The following is a 16,830-nucleotide window of genomic DNA, read 5'->3' on the forward strand; positions in this document are numbered from 1 at the left end:
TCCTAATTTTCTCTCATGAAGCAACTTTTGTATATAGATTTAAACCATTTTAGGTCTTTTGACACGTATATGCCTAAACGAAAACAAGAAGAGATTCATCATTTAATTTCTCTTTTTTCTTCGGTTTCGTCTCTGTATGATTAACGGTAGCTCTACATATGTACTTATAGAAGACAAACATGAATTCCAGAACATTTTTAGAACAAGTACCGGAAGGAGATTTCCCGATTTGAAAGCTTTTATTCAATTGCTGCATTTCGGCTATCATCAGGCGATGAGCTGCATTTTCCCTGTGGCCATCTTCGGCACCCTAGCCATCACCAGCGTGATCGAGGTTCCATTCTTTCATCGCTATGATGCCATTCTATTGATCTTGCTTGGCGTCCAGTATCTCATGTACCGTAGTGGGTTGGAGACCCGGGATGAAATTAAAGTCATATGTGTGTTTCACATTATTGGACTGGTGCTTGAACTGTACAAAGTAAGCATGGGTTCATGGTCATATCCAGAGCCTGGATTCACCAAAATATTCGGAGTGCCGCTGTACAGCGGCTTCATGTATGCGAGTGTGGCAAGCTTTATGTGTCAGATCTGGCGCAGATTACGCATGGACATGACAGGATGGCCTGGTTTCATCCCCTCCTTTCTGCTCGGAGGAGCCATCTATCTCAACTTCTTCACCCACCATTTCATTCCTGATTTTCGTTGGTGGCTCACGGCTCTGGTCTTTATCGTATTTTGGAAAACATGGATCATCTATCGGGTACGGACCAAGACATATCGCATGCCGTTATCGCTCGCTTTTGTCATTGTAGGTTTCTTCATCTGGGCTGCCGAGAATATTGCTACATTTTTTAATGGCTGGAAATACCCCGACCAGCACGATGCCTGGCAATTGGTTAGTTTCAGCAAAATCAGCTCGTGGTTCCTGCTCGTAATCATTAGCGTCATCATTGTCGCCCAGCTTAAATATGTCAAAGCCAATCGAACTAACATTGGCCCCAACTAAGTATTAAGACTGACATTAGAAATGGTCTAACCGTCCAACAATGACTTCTTTAGCAAAAATTAGGAGACTCATTCCCGTCTGAAACGTATAAGATGGATAGTTATTCTAATCGAAAGGAGATGTTGATGGATGAAAAGACATTCTTGGCTCTTTGTGTTCATGTTGTTATCTATTATTTTAATGATGACAGGGTGTTTTCAAACCGAGGCAGAAACCGAGCAATCCGTACCTAATAAAAATACGACCATGACACCTACTCAAGAAGCCACCATTGCAGCGGAAGTCTTTAAGACAAAAGAATATACCATCGACAAGGTCCCGGAATCTCCCTTACCTGAAGATGTTGTGCTGGAGCGGTATGCTGAGATGGAGCCTTACTATGCTGAACGTTATGCGGATAAACCAGTGAATTATAGTTACGCATTGCTGGCATTGAACGCAGCACAGATTCAACAAGCCTCACTTCAACCCGAAAATATGAAGTTCACTGTGTATCAGGAGCTCGAAAATTATGTTGATCTGGACTACACAATGGATCTCGTGTTGGATCAGCAAAATGGAAATCTGGAACGTGTTCCATTGGAAGGACGACTTTCCCTTATCAAAAAAGATGGTAATTGGCTAATTCAAGCTGAAGATTTTGATAACAAAGCTTTCTTGAAGCTTATTCCTCAATAACAACACAAAAAGGGCGCCAATGCTGGCGTCCTTTACTGTGACTGACTGAATTCTTTTTCTTCTAGAAAATTAATCTTTAAGTTCTACTTACTCTGACCGCTCCAAATCAATTTAGCATAGTTTACTTTTTTACAACGACTTTAACCGATGATCGCGAGGTGTTTCCTGCTCGATCTGCTGCCTCATAAGTAATCGTATATACACGATCCTGACCTTTGCCTTTTCCTGTACGTTCGGCACGTAGCTTAAATTCAAAATCAGGAGTTCCGTACGCTGCTCCCTGAATGTCAGGTGATTTGTTTCCACTTCCCTTGCCTTTATCCGGTTGGTTGCTTGTAATGGATATGAGCTTGACAGAGGCTACCCCTGTTCCTTGATCGGTGGCATCCGCTGTAACACGGATGGTCTCCATTTTGTTTGCATTTTCTTTCAAAACCGGTTTATTCACTTTGAGCCGCAGCACAGGTGCCGTGGTATCTCTAACGGTTTCCGCCGAGAAGTTGATGATATAGGATTTCACGCCACCGTCTTGCCCTGTAACCTTCACCACGGCCTGACCTGGTACAGCCGCAGCTTGCTTCACTTCAACATCAGATCTGCCGGATACAGCATCCGCTGAAACAAGAGGCAGGGCGCTGCCAGCTTTAACTTCAACCTCATAGTTCTTCTGAGACGAGTTAAATCCCGACAGAGGTTTACCATTCACGGATAAACTGGTCAGATCCCGATTCGCATGAACCAATGAAACATCTAACGATGGATTCCATGCATCGGATCCTGCAAAATGTTTAGCCGGAAGGTATTTTTCCGCTTCTTCCGCAGTCAACTGAGTGGACCAGTTACTTCTTCCTTTGGCATTGGCACCAGGTCCATAACTGGCATACTCAGCGAAACGGGCGGTCTTCTCATTATCAGCATTGCTCCAATTATCCCAACCTGCAGGACTGATATGATCATCCAAATAACTGTTAATGTAGACAACACTCGCGTTCGGCCGCCACGGTCTGCCAAGAGCCACATTGCCTGTCAGTCCAGATTCGGCAGTAATTCGGCTGTTTAGAAAAACATACCCTGGCTTGCCTTCGGCTGTGGAGGCCGCAGTCACATACCCGTTACTCATACTATGGATGATGCTGTTCTCAAAGAGAGCAGCGGCATTTCCAAATATGAAGTCGACATCGCCTTCGATGTAACTGTCAACATAGTATTGTCTGCCGTCATTGACATATAACGTATCCTGCCAGCCTTTCAGACTGACATCCCGAAACACAAGGCGATCCCCACGTGCCAATAGCGCTACCGCTTGCCCGGCATGATCACCCGCATCATTCTGTATTGTCAGATGTTCAGCTGTAAAGTCATTCGTTTGAACCCTGAAGCTGTAGCTGTTCGATGTACCGAGTGGATTGCCATTCCCGTCTAGTGTGCTAGCCGAATCTCCATAGACCAAAATGGTCCCTTCACGGCTCTCTCCGATCATCCGTAGGTGGTTTTTACTCGATGGCACATTTAATTTTTCACGATAGACCCCATCTTTGATTCGAATAACGGTAGGTACAGTCGCGTTGTCAGGACTTGCATCAATGGCTTCCTGCACTCGCTCGAATTCTCCACTACCATCGGAAGCAACGGTTAAAGTGACTGCCGGAGTTTCAAATACTGAAACAGATGACATCCCCTCTCCTGCTTCGTTTTTTGCTGTCACCAAATAATAGTATGTCTTCCCGTTGGTTAGGCCCGAATCGGTATACGATGTTTCGGTCACCTCCGCAGCAACCGATGTGAAAGACCCGTCGGGGGAGTCACTACGTTTTACAGCATAGCTGTCTGCTCCCTGTACGCCTTCCCAGGTTAAAGTGATTCCACGATCTTCCGGCTCTGCTTGCAATCCTGTTGGAGACATGAGGGTTCCGTCATCAGCGGACGGTCTTGCACCTGTTGGGGCAGACTCAAGACTATGCGTATCTCCGTTTACAGCAATAATTTTGTAATAGTAAGGTACACCGTTCGTGAGTCCTGTATCTGTGTATGAAGTTTGGGACTGGGCTTCAGCTACCACTTCATATGTTCCATTTAAATCATTGGAGCGCTTGATCTGATAGGTTGCCGCTCCCTCAATCGGTTGCCACTCCACCTCGATTGAATTAGGCTGAGGTTTTACGACAGGCTCAGGTGTAGACAACGCTCTGGACGGTGTAACAGCAACAGGCGCTGAATCAGCTCCTTCACCACCAATGCCAGTTGCTGAAACGACATAATAATAGGTGACCCCGTTATCCAGTCCACCATCTCGGAAGGAAGGTTGGGTCAGTTTCGCTGCTACAGAAGTAAATGGGCCATCTGCCTGAAGGCTACGTTTAACCGTGTAATGGCTCGCCTGTTCGATGGGCTGCCATGCCAATTCCGCCTGTGTATCTCTGGATTTCCCCTCCAGTTTCTCTGGAGCTTCGGGTTTCACGGCATCCTCTGAAGGTGTGACTTCCACTTGGTTGGAGGGTCCGCTTTCTCCTGAAGCACCCAGTGCTGTGACGACATAATGGTATGTTCTACCATTTACAACAGTGTCGTCGATATAGCTGGTCTCTGCGACTTCAGAAGCAATTGGTTCGTAAGCTGACTCTCCCCCTGTGCTTCGTTTGATATTGTAAGTTGATGCTCCTTCGGCTTCGTCCCAGTTAAGTTTAACCATTCCGTTTCCGGGCTGTGCAGTGAGCCCTTTAGGTGCTGCCACAGGTTCAACGTAGAGACGAAGGTTATCATAATATATCGTTCCTTTTCCTGTACCAGGGGTTTTGGCCAGAATGCGACCAATTCCATCGGAGAGCACATCCGCCTGGAATGGAATGTTATCCGCTACTCGTACATTGTCGATATAGATATCCGCTTTTTGCATAGCTACATTGCCAGTAATCTTCAGGTTGTACCATTGATTGTTTGCAGGAGCGTCTATCAGTTTATGATCCAGGCCGTCTTTCTTATAAACCAGCGTATAGGTGTCTTCTGCTGTGGGAGCAGCCGGTTTGCGCATTTCAATCGAAAGAGGCGTGCGGGTTCCTGCGTTATTCTGCAGCTGCAATACATAGGCTGTTCCAGGCCAGGAAGGTGACATGAGATCCGTTTCCAACACAAAGCTGCCAAGCTGAGGTTGAAATGCACGTGTAAATTGTGTTGTGCCTGGGGCATTATCATACAGTTTTAAAGACTTTGTCGACGTATTACCGGTGGATCCAGAGGGTACTTCCGCCACCTCAACCCGATGATCCGCATCTTGAGGATCAGGGAGCACGACATACCCGGGTGGTGTTTGGTTAACCTCAAGTCCTTCATAGTCATCATGAATATATTCGATGGTTTCAAGCTCACCTTCGGGAACGGCGTACGCTTCTTCAGAGGAGAAGCTCGTTCCTTTGTCATTTACTGCTTTCACGACGTAATAGTATGTCTTCCCGACAGTCAGGTCCGGATCCGTATATGAAGAAGATGTAATCCCGCTCTGGAGCTCCGTGTATGGCCCTCCGGAAATTTCCGCACGGAAAACAGAATAGGAGACAGCATGGTTCACCTCATCCCAGGATAATGTGACCGATTTGGGTCCTGCTTCTGCTCTTAGTTGCGTAGGGGCCGTAGGGAAATCTGCATCCAGCTGCTGAACAGCTGCACCAGAAAATACAGATGTATTTAGTTTATCTACTTCGTCGTCCGGTTTGGAAGCATCCGCCGCAAGTCCGACGTAAACGGTGCTGCTCACAGGGAAGTCTACAGCATTCACGACGGACCAGTCTGCTCCGTCTTTGGAGACGAGAGATGTAACTTGATCACCGAGCCTGACCAGCTTCACCCAGTAAGGGAGCGTGATAAACGTCTCTGGTTCCTGAACGGAGACATCCGCCCCTTCGGTTTCACGCGTCAAATGAACCGCCTTTTGCCCGCCTTTGACATAGGACGTCATTAGGGCGACAAATGGAGAGGAAGCGTCCAGACTCTCGCGCATCATTACACCTGCTTCTGCTCCATCATCCGTGGCCGTCACGTGATCGACTCTAGCGACGATCTCACCATTACCCTCCAGTGTCTGGTAGGCATAGTGAAAATGATCCGAAGTGCCAGCAATGTCACCTGATGATTTTACAGTGACATCCGTATCTAAGGCACCAAGCTGTGTATGGCCGGCAATGCCAGGTGCTCCAATGTCTGTTGAAGCCCATGGTACAATACTGCCTTCCTTATTCACATGTACAGAGACATTATTCGATTGGGTTGCCGTTCCCGTATCGTCAATGGCTCGAACCGTGAGATAATGTGTACCATCTTTTACATTGTCCCAGCTCAAAGCATATGGAGCCGTATCATCTTCGCCCAGTTTAATATCGTTTTGATAAAATTCCACCTTGGAGATTGTGCCATCCGGATCAGAGGCCGAAGCCACAATTTCAATGGAAGAACCCTCTTTTGCAATCGTATGGTTGGCAGGAGAATCAATCGAAGTTACAGGGTTCGCTGACCCATTACCTGTTATGCTGTTCAGATACATTTCAAGATAGGTATATCCCGATTCATGAATTTCATTTCGGTCAGAGGCATCGTTTGGATTCAACCCTTGAGCGATTTCCCAATCATTCGGCATTCCGTCATAATCATCATCTGCCAGCGTGGATAACACTTCTTCAAACTCCACATATCCTCCCACTTCTTTTTGGGAATTGAGATGCTGACCGGAACGGTTTTTAACATCATTAACGATTCTTGCGTCAATCGCATCCCTTCTCGGTAAAACAGCTCCAGCTTCGGCAAGGACACGATCATACGCCGTTTCCGCATCATCCATTGGTGATGGATTGGCCATGACAACCGGAGATTCGAGCTTCGATTCCGGATTTGCCAGAGTCCCGACCCCAAGCCAGTTATCCGCAGTAATCTCCGGATATCCGTCTACTATATTGCCGCTAACATGGAGGCGGGTATTGGCTCCTACATCAAGGAAAAGCTGATCCCGTACGGAACGATACGTATTAGGGCCGTATTTGTAATAATTGTTCATCAAATTGTAGTTGCCTTCCTCACCGCCATAGGCAGAGAAAAATCCCCAGTTGTATACGACATTGTTGTAGGATTCGGTATTAAATCCGGGAGACCCGGCAAATCTCGGGTTACGGCTTACATTGTGGGCGATGATATTATGATGGAATGAGGTATTGTTTCCGCCCCAAATGCCGGCATATCCATGCCTGCCCTTTTGATGAGTCGTCATCAGCATGCTCTCGGCAATGACGGACCACTGCACGGTAGTATTTTCGTTCACATACATGCTAAGGACTTCATCCACAGACCAGGTGAATGAACAGTGATCGATGATGATGTTTTTATGATATCGTCCTCCAAATACATCATCCTCACTTGGGTGTTTGTCTCCAAGCCTGAAGCGCATATGTCTTACGATAATGTTATCTGCCTGAAATGTGGTCCAGTAATCGGAGACGGTGATCCCTTCTCCAGGCGCAGTCTGTCCTGCCAGCGTAATATTGGAACCCGTTATTGCCAGAGGAGATTCCAGATGAATGGTTCCACCCACTTTGAATACGACGGTTGTATCATTTTGACTAACGGCTTCGCGAAGAGAGCCAGGGCCCGAGTCAGCCAGGGTAGTTACTTCGTAAACTGCACCTCCCCTGCCGCCAGTCGTATACATCCCACCGCCCTCAGCTCCAGGAAAAGCAGGCAGCATACCTGAATCTCCTGTTTCTTCTGCAGCAGCCATTCCCGGCAAAACACTGAACAGCATTGATACGATCAAGATGAGCGACACAATCCTTTTCAATAAAATCTTCCTCCTCCGGTTTCGTATACTCCAATTGGCAAACGCAGCACTGAGAGGCAATTAACCTTTCAGCAGATCCGATCACCTCCTTCAATAAATGTAAGCGTTATCACATTTAATCAAATTGAATAACCCGTATTGTCCTGTGAACAAAAAAGGTGTAAGGAGTATGTTATGCCCGTATCGTTTTGATCCATTTAACCGATACGGGCATTATAGCTGGAATGAACTATCCCTTTCGATTTAACATGTATTCATATTCGGTGCAGGCCAGCAAGAAAGCTCCCAGCCCCTTTTGATCGTTGGTAATAATCGGTTCACTAATATAATAAGCATAGGTACCGTCCCGTCTCGGTACTCCTCCAAGACCTGCAACCTGACAGTTTTTGTACAGGTTGACCCAGCCTTCTTTGGTTTCCATGACAAATTCTGAAATTAAACCGGCGTAGGCATGGTCCAGCGAGTTCAGCCAGTTTTCGTCCTGTAACCAACCCAGTCGAATGGCTTTGGCCATGGCATATACAATCATGCTTGAGGCAGAGGCCTCCAGATAATTTCCTTTTCGGGTTCCTTCATTAATCACCTGATACCACACCCCGGTAGAAGTGTCCTGGAAACTTCGCAGTGCTGACATCGTATCATTCAGAATCTCAATCAGCTTCGTGCGGTCCTGATGAGTGTCCGGAAGCAATTCCAGTACATCAACCAGCGCCATGACGAACCAACCCATGGACCGGCCCCAGAAGTTGGGCGATTGTCCGGTATTCGGATTACTCCAAGGCTGCGTACGCTTCTCATCCCAGGCATGGTAGAGCAGGCCTGTATTCCCGTCACGGTTGTGTTGTGCGCAGAGAATAAACTGCCTTGTCACATCATCCAGGTCCTGCTCATCTTCCTGTTCGAACTGAAGCATATATTCAAGATAAAAGGGAGCGCCCATATATAATCCATCCAGCCAAATCTGATAAGGATACACTTGCTTATGCCAGAACGCCCCTTCTGACGTACGCGGGTGACTGCGAAGCTGCTCTCTTAGAAGAGAGGCAGCCACTTTGTATTTCTCCTCGCCAGTCATCTGAACCAATCCAAAAAGCAGCTTGCCGTTATTCAGATGATCAATATTATGCTCATCCTGGCGGTATCCGCGGATTGTTCCATCCCTTTGTATGAAATAATCCATGTTGTCCCGAATGTACTTTGCATACTTGCTTTCGCCGGTCACTTTCCACAGCAGCTCGAATCCCTTCAGAATAACCCCATAATCATACGACCATTTTCCATGATACCCGTTTGCCTCATACAGTCTGGGCGTACGCTCCATAATGGTATCTGCGGTATGCACTGCCCATAGGCATGGAGATTGAATCTGAATCATGGCTTCTCTTCCTCCTTCGATGAATCATGATTTTACTTGTTCTGCACAGCTTGGTACGCTGCCTCATATTCCGTAATAATCTTGTCACCACCTGATTTTCTCCAAGTCTGCACCGCATCCTGGAACCCTTGCAAATCCAGCTTGCCGAGAATGTATTTGTACGTAGCATCCGTGATGATTTTTTGCAGTTCCGATCCTTGCTCGGAGAACGTCGCAGATTCAAGGGAGTACATCGGATTAAGCACTGCATACTTTGTGTTCTCCTGAATTAAACGATCGGACTCCACCCGTAATGGGTCTGAATCATGAATGTCGTACCCATTCTCATTCGGACGTGATGAAGAGAACGGCTGTACTTCCTGTTCCCAGAGTTTGGTATCGGTAATTGTTGCCGCATTGCCCTCCAGGCTGTAGTGTACATCCTTAATACCATAAGTCATTAATGTATATATTTCTTCGCTCATCAGATCGTCCATAAATTTCAAGACCTGTTTTAACTCAGCCTCATCTTTCACTTCCGATTTGGGGAATGCCAGCAACCCTCCTACACCATTGGACGTGGACCAGATGGCCCGATCACTTTCGTTACCTGTTGAAGTAATGTCATTCACCATGATCAAATCCATATTATCCTGTACACCTTTGGCCAGATTGAGCAGGTTTTTGCTATCAAACAGCGCACCAACATAGATTCCCGCTTTGCCCTGTGCAAAGCCCTCCTGCTGATCTTTTTTGGCCGTTACTGCAAAGTCCTGGTTGATATAGCCGTTGTCGTACAACTCTTTCATATAATCCATTGCTTTAACGTAACCCTCGGATTCAAACTCGGGCGTTACTTTGCCATCCTCGCTGACCGCCCATCCGCTCGGGGTTCCAAAGTATGAACCCAGTGTCTTGAAAGCACCAAATACAAGATCGCTGCGATCAATGAAACCGGTCGTATCTTTGCTGCCATTACCATCAGGGTCCTGCTCGGTAAATGCTTTGGCAACTTCCATCAGCTCTGCAGTCGTTTTGGGTACAGGTAATCCCACGTTATCAAGCCAGTCTTTGCGAATGATGACACCGTTACGGGAAACCTGTTTCTGCATTGGAATCCCATACAACTTCCCATCAATCGAAGCGGAGTTTCTCATATCCACAGATATCTCTTTCAGATTCGGGAATTCGTCCAGATAAGGCCCCACTTCCCAGAAGACACCGGCCTTCAATGCATTTCGAACCGACGAATTCTCCAAAATCGTGAGTGAAACAATATCTGCCAGAGAGCCGGAGGCTAAGGAGGTGTTCAATCGCTCCTCTTTCGAGGCATCCGGAATCCAGGAAAATTGAATATCCGTATTCGTCAGTTCCTCGATTTTGTTCAACACGGTATCCGTTGGCGGTGAAGCAGAATGCAGAATGTTCAACCAGCTAATCATAGGCTTTCCCTCTGCATTCGTTTGCGGCTCTGCATTCTCTCCCCCGCAGGCACTCAGCAGCAGACTGGTACAAATCGAAAGCGCTATCAACTTGGCGTAACGGAATTTCATGTACATATCCCCTTTACATGTTTTATGTTTTGTTGTTATCTATTTCAGCTATTCTAAGCGAGTTAATAGACTCCATCTTCACCAAACTTTTTGGCGAGCTTATTGGCTATAATCACCAATATCAGTCCAACCAAGCCTTTGAACAAACCAACCGTGGTACTGAAGCTTAATTGCCCGTTCTTCAAGCCGGCCGTGAAGATGTACGTATCGAAGATCTCTCCAACTTCCCGATTGAGTGAATTAAGAAGCAGATACATATGTTCAAAGCCCAGCTCAAGCGTATTACCGATTTTAAGAATCAACAACGTAATAATAACGGGGCGAATGGCTGGCAAGGTCACATGCCACATTTTACGTAAACGACTCGCACCGTCCATATCTGCCGCTTCGTAAAGCTGCGTGTCTACCACCGTAATAGCCGCAAGATAAATGATGGTGGACCATCCGGCCTCTTTCCAGATAATCTGCAGAATGTACATTGGACGAAGCCACTCTGGCGAGGTGAGGAAGCTGATTTTGTTGCCGCCAAAAGCAGCAATCATCTCGTTAACAAGCCCGCCATCCACACTCAGAAATACATAGGTAATCGATACGATGATGACCCAGGACATAAAGTGTGGAATGTAGACAATGGTCTGAATTGAATTTTTGAACATCTTACTCCTGACTTCGTTCAGCATTAGCGCAAGAATAATGGGAATCGGAAAAAAAATGATCAATTCAAGTGCAAACAATATTAGTGTGTTGCTGAGCAGCATGGCAAAGGTTGGTTCGGTAAACAGCCGAATGAAATGCTTGAAACCGACCCACGGGCTATCCTTAATACCGAGATACGGCTGATAGTCCTGGAATGAAATGATCAATCCACCCATCGGAAAATACTTGAAGATAACAAAGTAGACAAACCCCGGAAGAATCATCAGGTATAGAAGTTTGTTGGCGACGACACTTCTTAATTGATGACCGATTCCGGTCTTTCGATGCAGTTTGCCTTGTAACGAAACAACTGAGGAATTGGAATCTTTCACTGCTCGCTGACCTCCTTGATCGGTTAACATGTGTTCGAAGTCAAGCATATCCGCTCAGATTCATTCCGTACATAATCATTAGCTATCATGCTTCCGGTAATCGTGACATAAAGGCTTGCGACAAGGTTTTTTCCAGTGTGAATTGTAGCTTATGATTATTAACTCGGTTAATGATTATCCGGTTGATTCTCCTTGAAATACCCTCTCAAGCCGGCTGCAGCAAGGTCTTAGGATATGATTATATACGTTATCCATAACCCTTGATATGGTGGGAAGAGATCAATACTTAAGGAGGAACCTATCGACATGTCAAAAGCCGCACTCAAGAAGGAAACGCTCGGAAGCGTCATATTTAACGTTGTGAACTATACACTTCTTCTTCTCTTTGCCCTTGCCTGCCTCTTGCCTTTCATTAATGTGGTTGCCAGCTCGTTTGCCTCAACCCAGGAGATCGTGCAGAAGAAATTCATTTTGTTTCCAACGTCATTTTCACTCGACGCCTATCGGTATATCCTGTCCACTCCAACCATATTCAAAGGGCTCGGTGTTTCCATCTTCATCACCCTCGTCGGTACCGCTGTCAGCATGACACTTACAGCACTTATGGCATACGGATTATCCCGACGCTATCTTCTGGGAAGAAACGTCATCAACTTTATCGTTGTATTTTCCATGTTGTTTAGCGGTGGTATGATTCCCACCTTTTTAATCGTAAAAGCAGCCGGGTTGATCGACTCCTACTGGTCCATGATAATCCCTACAGCAATTAACGCGTTTAACCTGATTATCATGCGCAACTTTTTCCAAGCCCTACCGGACAGCCTGGAGGAATCCGCCAAAATTGATGGTGCAAATGACTTCCGCATATTGTGGCAGATCATGCTCCCACTAGCTCTGCCATCGATTGCCACATTATCTCTTTTTTACGGTGTGTCCTACTGGAATACTTATATGAACGCCATTCTGTATCTCAATGAATCCAAAATGTGGCCGCTGCAGGTACTTCTTCGTCAAATCGTCATTGTATCGAGCGGAATGGAAGGTAATAGTTCTGCGGTTGATATTGTACCTCCGTCACAGACCATTAAGATGAGTGTAATCGTCGTTGCAACCGTACCTATGCTCATTGCCTATCCTTTTGTACAGAAACATTTCACAAAAGGAGCTTTACTCGGATCAGTGAAAGGTTGATCGACATGCTGCTTCTCGATATAAAACCAATCCCCTTAGGCCAAGGACCTAGGGGGATTGGTTTGCTTACATTACTCCAAACGTTATCGCCATGGTGGAATAACTCCCTTACCTTCACAGCTCAAGCTTCATTTTTCGATAGGCGCCCGGCGTGACATGCTCTTTTTTGCGGAATGAACGAATAAAGTTCTGCGAATTCTGATAGCCGAGACGTTCTGCGATGTCCTTGATTGGCATGTCTGTATCAACCAGCCATTTCCTTGCTACTTCAAGCCGGAACCCCATCAAATAATCGCTGAAGGTCATCCCGTACTCTTTGCGGAATATGCTGCTGAGATAATTGGGGGTATAATGCAGCCGTTCGCTGATGGATTCGAGTGACAGATCTTGGTCATATTCCGTACGCACAATAGCAGCGATCTGATCAGCGACCGAACGAAATTGGTGGTTCGCTCTTTCCTGCATACTAACAACCATTGGATAGATGACTTCATGAACCAGAATATGCTCGATCTCCTCCGGGTTTAGCGTATTCAGAAGCCTCTGGTACAGCGTGGCATTGCTCTGAGTTAACAAAACTTCTGCTCCAATCAGCTGCTCCAGATGGATCAGGTTGTTCACGAATCGAATCAGTGTGATCTCCAGGTTCATTGGATTCTGACTATGCTTCATCATGTCGGCGAGAAGAGGATACAGCGTTCGGGTTGCTTCATCCTTGTCTCCAAGCCGAATGGCATCAAACAGCTGGGATTCCAGCTCCTTGGGGTAATGAAGTAACGTTGGTCCGGTATTCCCTCTAGAGATATCTTCATAAAAGATGACGGATTCCTTACCCAGTTTCAAACGCTGATATAACGCTTCAAGACTCATTGCACATGCTTCACGGCTGTTCATTAGATCCTCATAAGGTGCACTAACACCCACACTCACCGAGGCATTCCAATAATCTCTCGAAGAGATGATCATCTTCTTCGCATATTGCGAGATCAGGTACCGCATCTCAGCTACCTTGTCAGAACTGCAAAACAATAACGTCGCTTGGGTACGCTCGTTCAATACGACGGGCAGCATGCGTTCTGTCGCCGGAATAATCTCTTGTACCAATTGGTTTACAGTAAGTAAAAGTACATCTTTGTCCGACAGTGACCCTTCACCGCATCGATCCACTTGGATCAGCATCGTGATGAAAACTGAACTGCTGTCGATGTTATATCCGAATCGCTCCAGATTCTTCTCTACTTCTTCTCTTGTCAGGCGGTTCTGTAGTAAATTAAGAACAAATTGGGATTCGAGCTTTGGTTTTTCTAGCTGAATAAGCTGTTCCAAATCCTTTTTCTCGGAAACGATTGAATCGATCGACTGAATAATCCAATCGACTTCATCCTTGACCATTGGCTTGGAAGTATCTGCCAGACTCTTTTGAATTTTGCGAAAAGGCTTGGTGAGATAGATGGAAATGATGTAGGCTATAATGACCATAAGCCCCATGATCACGATCCCCATCACAATAAGACCTATTCGGATCGGCGTTAAGGCGCCGCTGACTTCTTTGGGGTCAAGCAGCGTAACATACGTCCAGCCATTGTAATCTGATCGTGCGTATAGGGCGATGATTTTATCCCCAGATGTGCCTGGCAGTTCCAATTGCCCAGTCTGTGCTTGATTGACGGTACGCTCGCTGATGAGTTTCATTTGCTGGTTGGATAAGTGTTCTTGATCCGACTTCGTTGTGTACAGGGCCTCTCCTTGTTTGTTTAAAATATATATGGATGTATTCGGCTTAACCAAAAGCGAACGATTAAGCGTCTGAAGGGAGAGATCTGACAAGGCAATGGCTTGTTTTTTCTTGGAATGTACAGGAAGTCCTTGCAGGAGCCTGATACCATCTGCCGTTTTCGTCCAATATAAGCCGCTGCCTTCCTGCTCTGCGAACTGATTCTGATACTCCTGTGTCTCTTCAGAAGTCAATCGGAACACCGTACCGTTGGACAAACTCCACTTCTGCTGCAAGCTGACTAACGTGTACTGAACTCCTTCAAGACCCATGGTAGCAATATAGCCCAGTTGGGACTTCAATTCCCGATACGCTTCAAATTCCTGTTCCGTCATCGGACTATTGATGACCGATCGAAACGACGGAGTCGTGCTGTAGGTAGCAAACGCATATTCTATGGTTTGGATTTTCTGTTCCAGTGTATTACGAATCTGTGTGATGAGACTCTGTTGGCCGTCCCCAACCCGGTCCACGACAGAATTGGTGGTTGAGATATAGATGTAACTTCCAAAACCGATTACAATCCCAACACTAAGAAGCAGAACTGGAATAAAAATATTGTAAAACGTTTTACTTTTTCTCAAAGCACAGCTCCCCCCTTCCACATTGTGGCGTTATTCAATGGGCATCCATCGGCATACAAATACCGAAGATAAATGAGTATTTCAAGTGTAAGCGATTACAAATAAAGGAGGAGAAACTCTCGTTTTCTCCCTCCATTTGGTAATATTCACTTGAATTTTAACACAGCAAATGATATGAGTTTAGACATAACGTATTCGAAAGTAGCCAAATATTGCACAGGAGTGATTGAATCATGCTGCCATTTTACGAGATTCGCAAAGATGACTTTGCAATTATCCGCAATGCCAGGCAAATCGCTTTTCCCTCACATATGCACAGTGCAATTGAGGTATTATACGTCTACTCAGGCACACAGTCTGTCGAGATTAGCGACGTTTCTTATGAATTGCAACCAGGTGACGCAGCTGTCATTTTTCCGGATATCATTCACCGATATGTTAAAAGTGGTCAACAAACTGCAAATGCCATTCTGCTTATTATTAATCCCAAAGTATTTGAAGGCATTTTCCCCGATTTCAATCAGCTTCAGCCTGTAACTCCCTTTGTTTTGAAGAAATATATACATAGAGATGCGGTGTATGCATTTAGAAAGGTGAAAAAAGAAGATGATTATGCCATCAAGCTTGGTTGGGCCCATATCATCTTGTCGCATCTGCTAGCTCACACCCAGCTGGAACAGCGACAACGAACTCCTGTACTGGATATGCCTTATAAAATTATGGAATACATGGCTAATCATTTTACGGAGCCCCTCTCCCTAGACACACTTGCTGCCGAGTTCAATGTGAGTAAATATTATATATCCCACATCTTTTCCGCACGTATACAGATGAATTTTCGCAATTACCTCTCCATGCTGCGGGTCGAATATGCAGCAAAATTAATCCGAACAACGAATGTATCCTTAACCACTGTAAGCAGCAGTGCAGGCTTCGAAAGCCAGCGGACATTTAATCGCGTTTTTCAAGCCATGTATGGAATTACACCCAGGGAATTTCGAAATAATGTGAGCACCTACTTAAAATGACAACAAAACAAAGTAGGAATTAAAAAAGGCTCCCTTTAAGGGAGCCTTCTTCATATTAAAATCCATATTTATTGAGCAAGATATCCGCCATCTACGAAGACCGTTGTTCCTGTAACGAAATCATTCTCAGCCAGGAATACGACTGCATGTGCAATTTCTTCCGGTTTGCCCAGACGTCCAAGTGGATGTTTGGCAACCAGGCCATCATAGAATTCACCAAGAGCTTCTTTGTTTACCATGCCACTTTCTACAAATCCGGGAGCAACTGCGTTGACACGGATGTTACGGTCAGCATACTCCAAAGCGAGTGATTTCGTAATTTGGTTGACTGCACCTTTACTTGCCGCATAAGGCATAGATGTTGGTTCACCAACGGAACCCAGGATCGAGGAAGTGCTGATTACAGATCCTCCACCCGTTTTCAGCATTTCACGGATCGCATATTTCGCACCGTAGAATACACCGTCCTGATTGATTGCAATGACACGTTTGTATTCTTCGTCCGTTAATTCATGCGAAGGCTTTTGAACACCAATACCTGCATTATTGAAAATGACATCCAGTTTACCAAACTGCTTCACTGTCTCGGTAACCAGGTTTTCAACTTGTTTTTCGTCGGCAACATTAACTTTGATGAACACGACATCATCATTATATGTTTGTTTCAATTCCTGCTCGGCAGCTTTGCCGTGCTCTTCATTATAATCTGCAATAACAACCTTGGATCCTTTATCCAAGAAGGCTTTTACTGTAGCCAAACCAATTCCGGAAGCTCCGCCTGTAATGATCGCTACTTTGTCTTTAAGATTAGTCATG

10 protein-coding genes are annotated in these 16,830 nt (G+C 45.7%); 4 read left to right on the forward strand and 6 right to left on the reverse strand.

Annotation, left to right across the window (positions count from 1 at the left end):
• Positions 1 to 229 precede the first annotated feature (229 nt).
• Positions 230 to 1,009 carry a DUF817 domain-containing protein gene (locus tag CHH60_RS04945; protein WP_095358193.1) on the forward strand — a complete coding sequence of 260 codons (780 nt, stop codon included), beginning with the start codon at positions 230 to 232 and terminating at the stop codon, positions 1,007 to 1,009.
• 129 nt (positions 1,010 to 1,138) lie between these two features.
• The gene (locus tag CHH60_RS04950) at positions 1,139 to 1,687 is read left to right on the forward strand and encodes a hypothetical protein (RefSeq protein WP_095358194.1); all 549 of its coding nucleotides are present in this window, start codon (positions 1,139 to 1,141) and stop codon (positions 1,685 to 1,687) included.
• A gap of 121 nt (positions 1,688 to 1,808) precedes the next feature.
• Here the strand turns inward: CHH60_RS04950 and CHH60_RS04955 are convergent, their stop codons facing one another.
• The 4 genes from CHH60_RS04955 to CHH60_RS04970 all read right to left on the reverse strand — a co-directional run bounded on the left by CHH60_RS04955 (position 1,809) and on the right by CHH60_RS04970 (position 11,329).
• Complete coding sequence (locus CHH60_RS04955; RefSeq protein ID WP_095358195.1) at positions 1,809 to 7,502, reverse strand: pectinesterase family protein; 5,694 nt, start codon at positions 7,500 to 7,502, stop codon at positions 1,809 to 1,811.
• Positions 7,503 to 7,731: 229 nt separating this feature from the next.
• A complete protein-coding gene (locus CHH60_RS04960) occupies positions 7,732 to 8,877 on the reverse strand; it encodes a glycoside hydrolase family 88/105 protein (protein ID WP_095358196.1) in 1,146 nt (381 codons plus the stop codon).
• 32 nt (positions 8,878 to 8,909) lie between these two features.
• Positions 8,910 to 10,409 carry an extracellular solute-binding protein gene (locus CHH60_RS04965; protein ID WP_095358197.1) on the reverse strand — a complete coding sequence of 500 codons (1,500 nt, stop codon included), beginning with the start codon at positions 10,407 to 10,409 and terminating at the stop codon, positions 8,910 to 8,912.
• 62 nt (positions 10,410 to 10,471) lie between these two features.
• Entirely contained in the window at positions 10,472 to 11,329 is an 858-nt protein-coding gene (locus CHH60_RS04970) for an ABC transporter permease (protein ID WP_255247859.1), read from the reverse strand.
• Between the two features lie 414 nt (positions 11,330 to 11,743).
• Between CHH60_RS04970 and CHH60_RS04975 the strand changes: the two genes are divergently transcribed.
• Complete coding sequence (locus CHH60_RS04975; RefSeq protein ID WP_095358198.1) at positions 11,744 to 12,628, forward strand: carbohydrate ABC transporter permease; 885 nt, start codon at positions 11,744 to 11,746, stop codon at positions 12,626 to 12,628.
• A gap of 114 nt (positions 12,629 to 12,742) precedes the next feature.
• On the opposite strand, the gene CHH60_RS04980 is transcribed toward CHH60_RS04975, so the two are convergent.
• Complete coding sequence (locus CHH60_RS04980) at positions 12,743 to 14,986, reverse strand: helix-turn-helix domain-containing protein (RefSeq protein WP_095358199.1); 2,244 nt, start codon at positions 14,984 to 14,986, stop codon at positions 12,743 to 12,745.
• Positions 14,987 to 15,219: 233 nt separating this feature from the next.
• Here CHH60_RS04980 and CHH60_RS04985 point away from each other — a divergent pair, with 233 nt between their 5' ends.
• Positions 15,220 to 16,014, forward strand: coding sequence for a helix-turn-helix transcriptional regulator (locus CHH60_RS04985; protein WP_095358200.1), 795 nt, complete (start codon positions 15,220 to 15,222; stop codon positions 16,012 to 16,014).
• A gap of 68 nt (positions 16,015 to 16,082) precedes the next feature.
• Here CHH60_RS04985 and CHH60_RS04990 read toward each other — a convergent pair whose 3' ends face one another.
• Positions 16,083 to 16,829, reverse strand: a complete 747-nt coding sequence (locus tag CHH60_RS04990; protein WP_095358201.1) for an SDR family NAD(P)-dependent oxidoreductase — start codon at positions 16,827 to 16,829, stop codon at positions 16,083 to 16,085.
• Position 16,830: the final 1 nt, after the last annotated feature.

Origin of the sequence: Paenibacillus sp. 7523-1 (assembly GCF_002276415.1) — a bacterium.
Classification (GTDB): domain Bacteria; phylum Bacillota; class Bacilli; order Paenibacillales; family Paenibacillaceae; genus Paenibacillus; species Paenibacillus illinoisensis_A.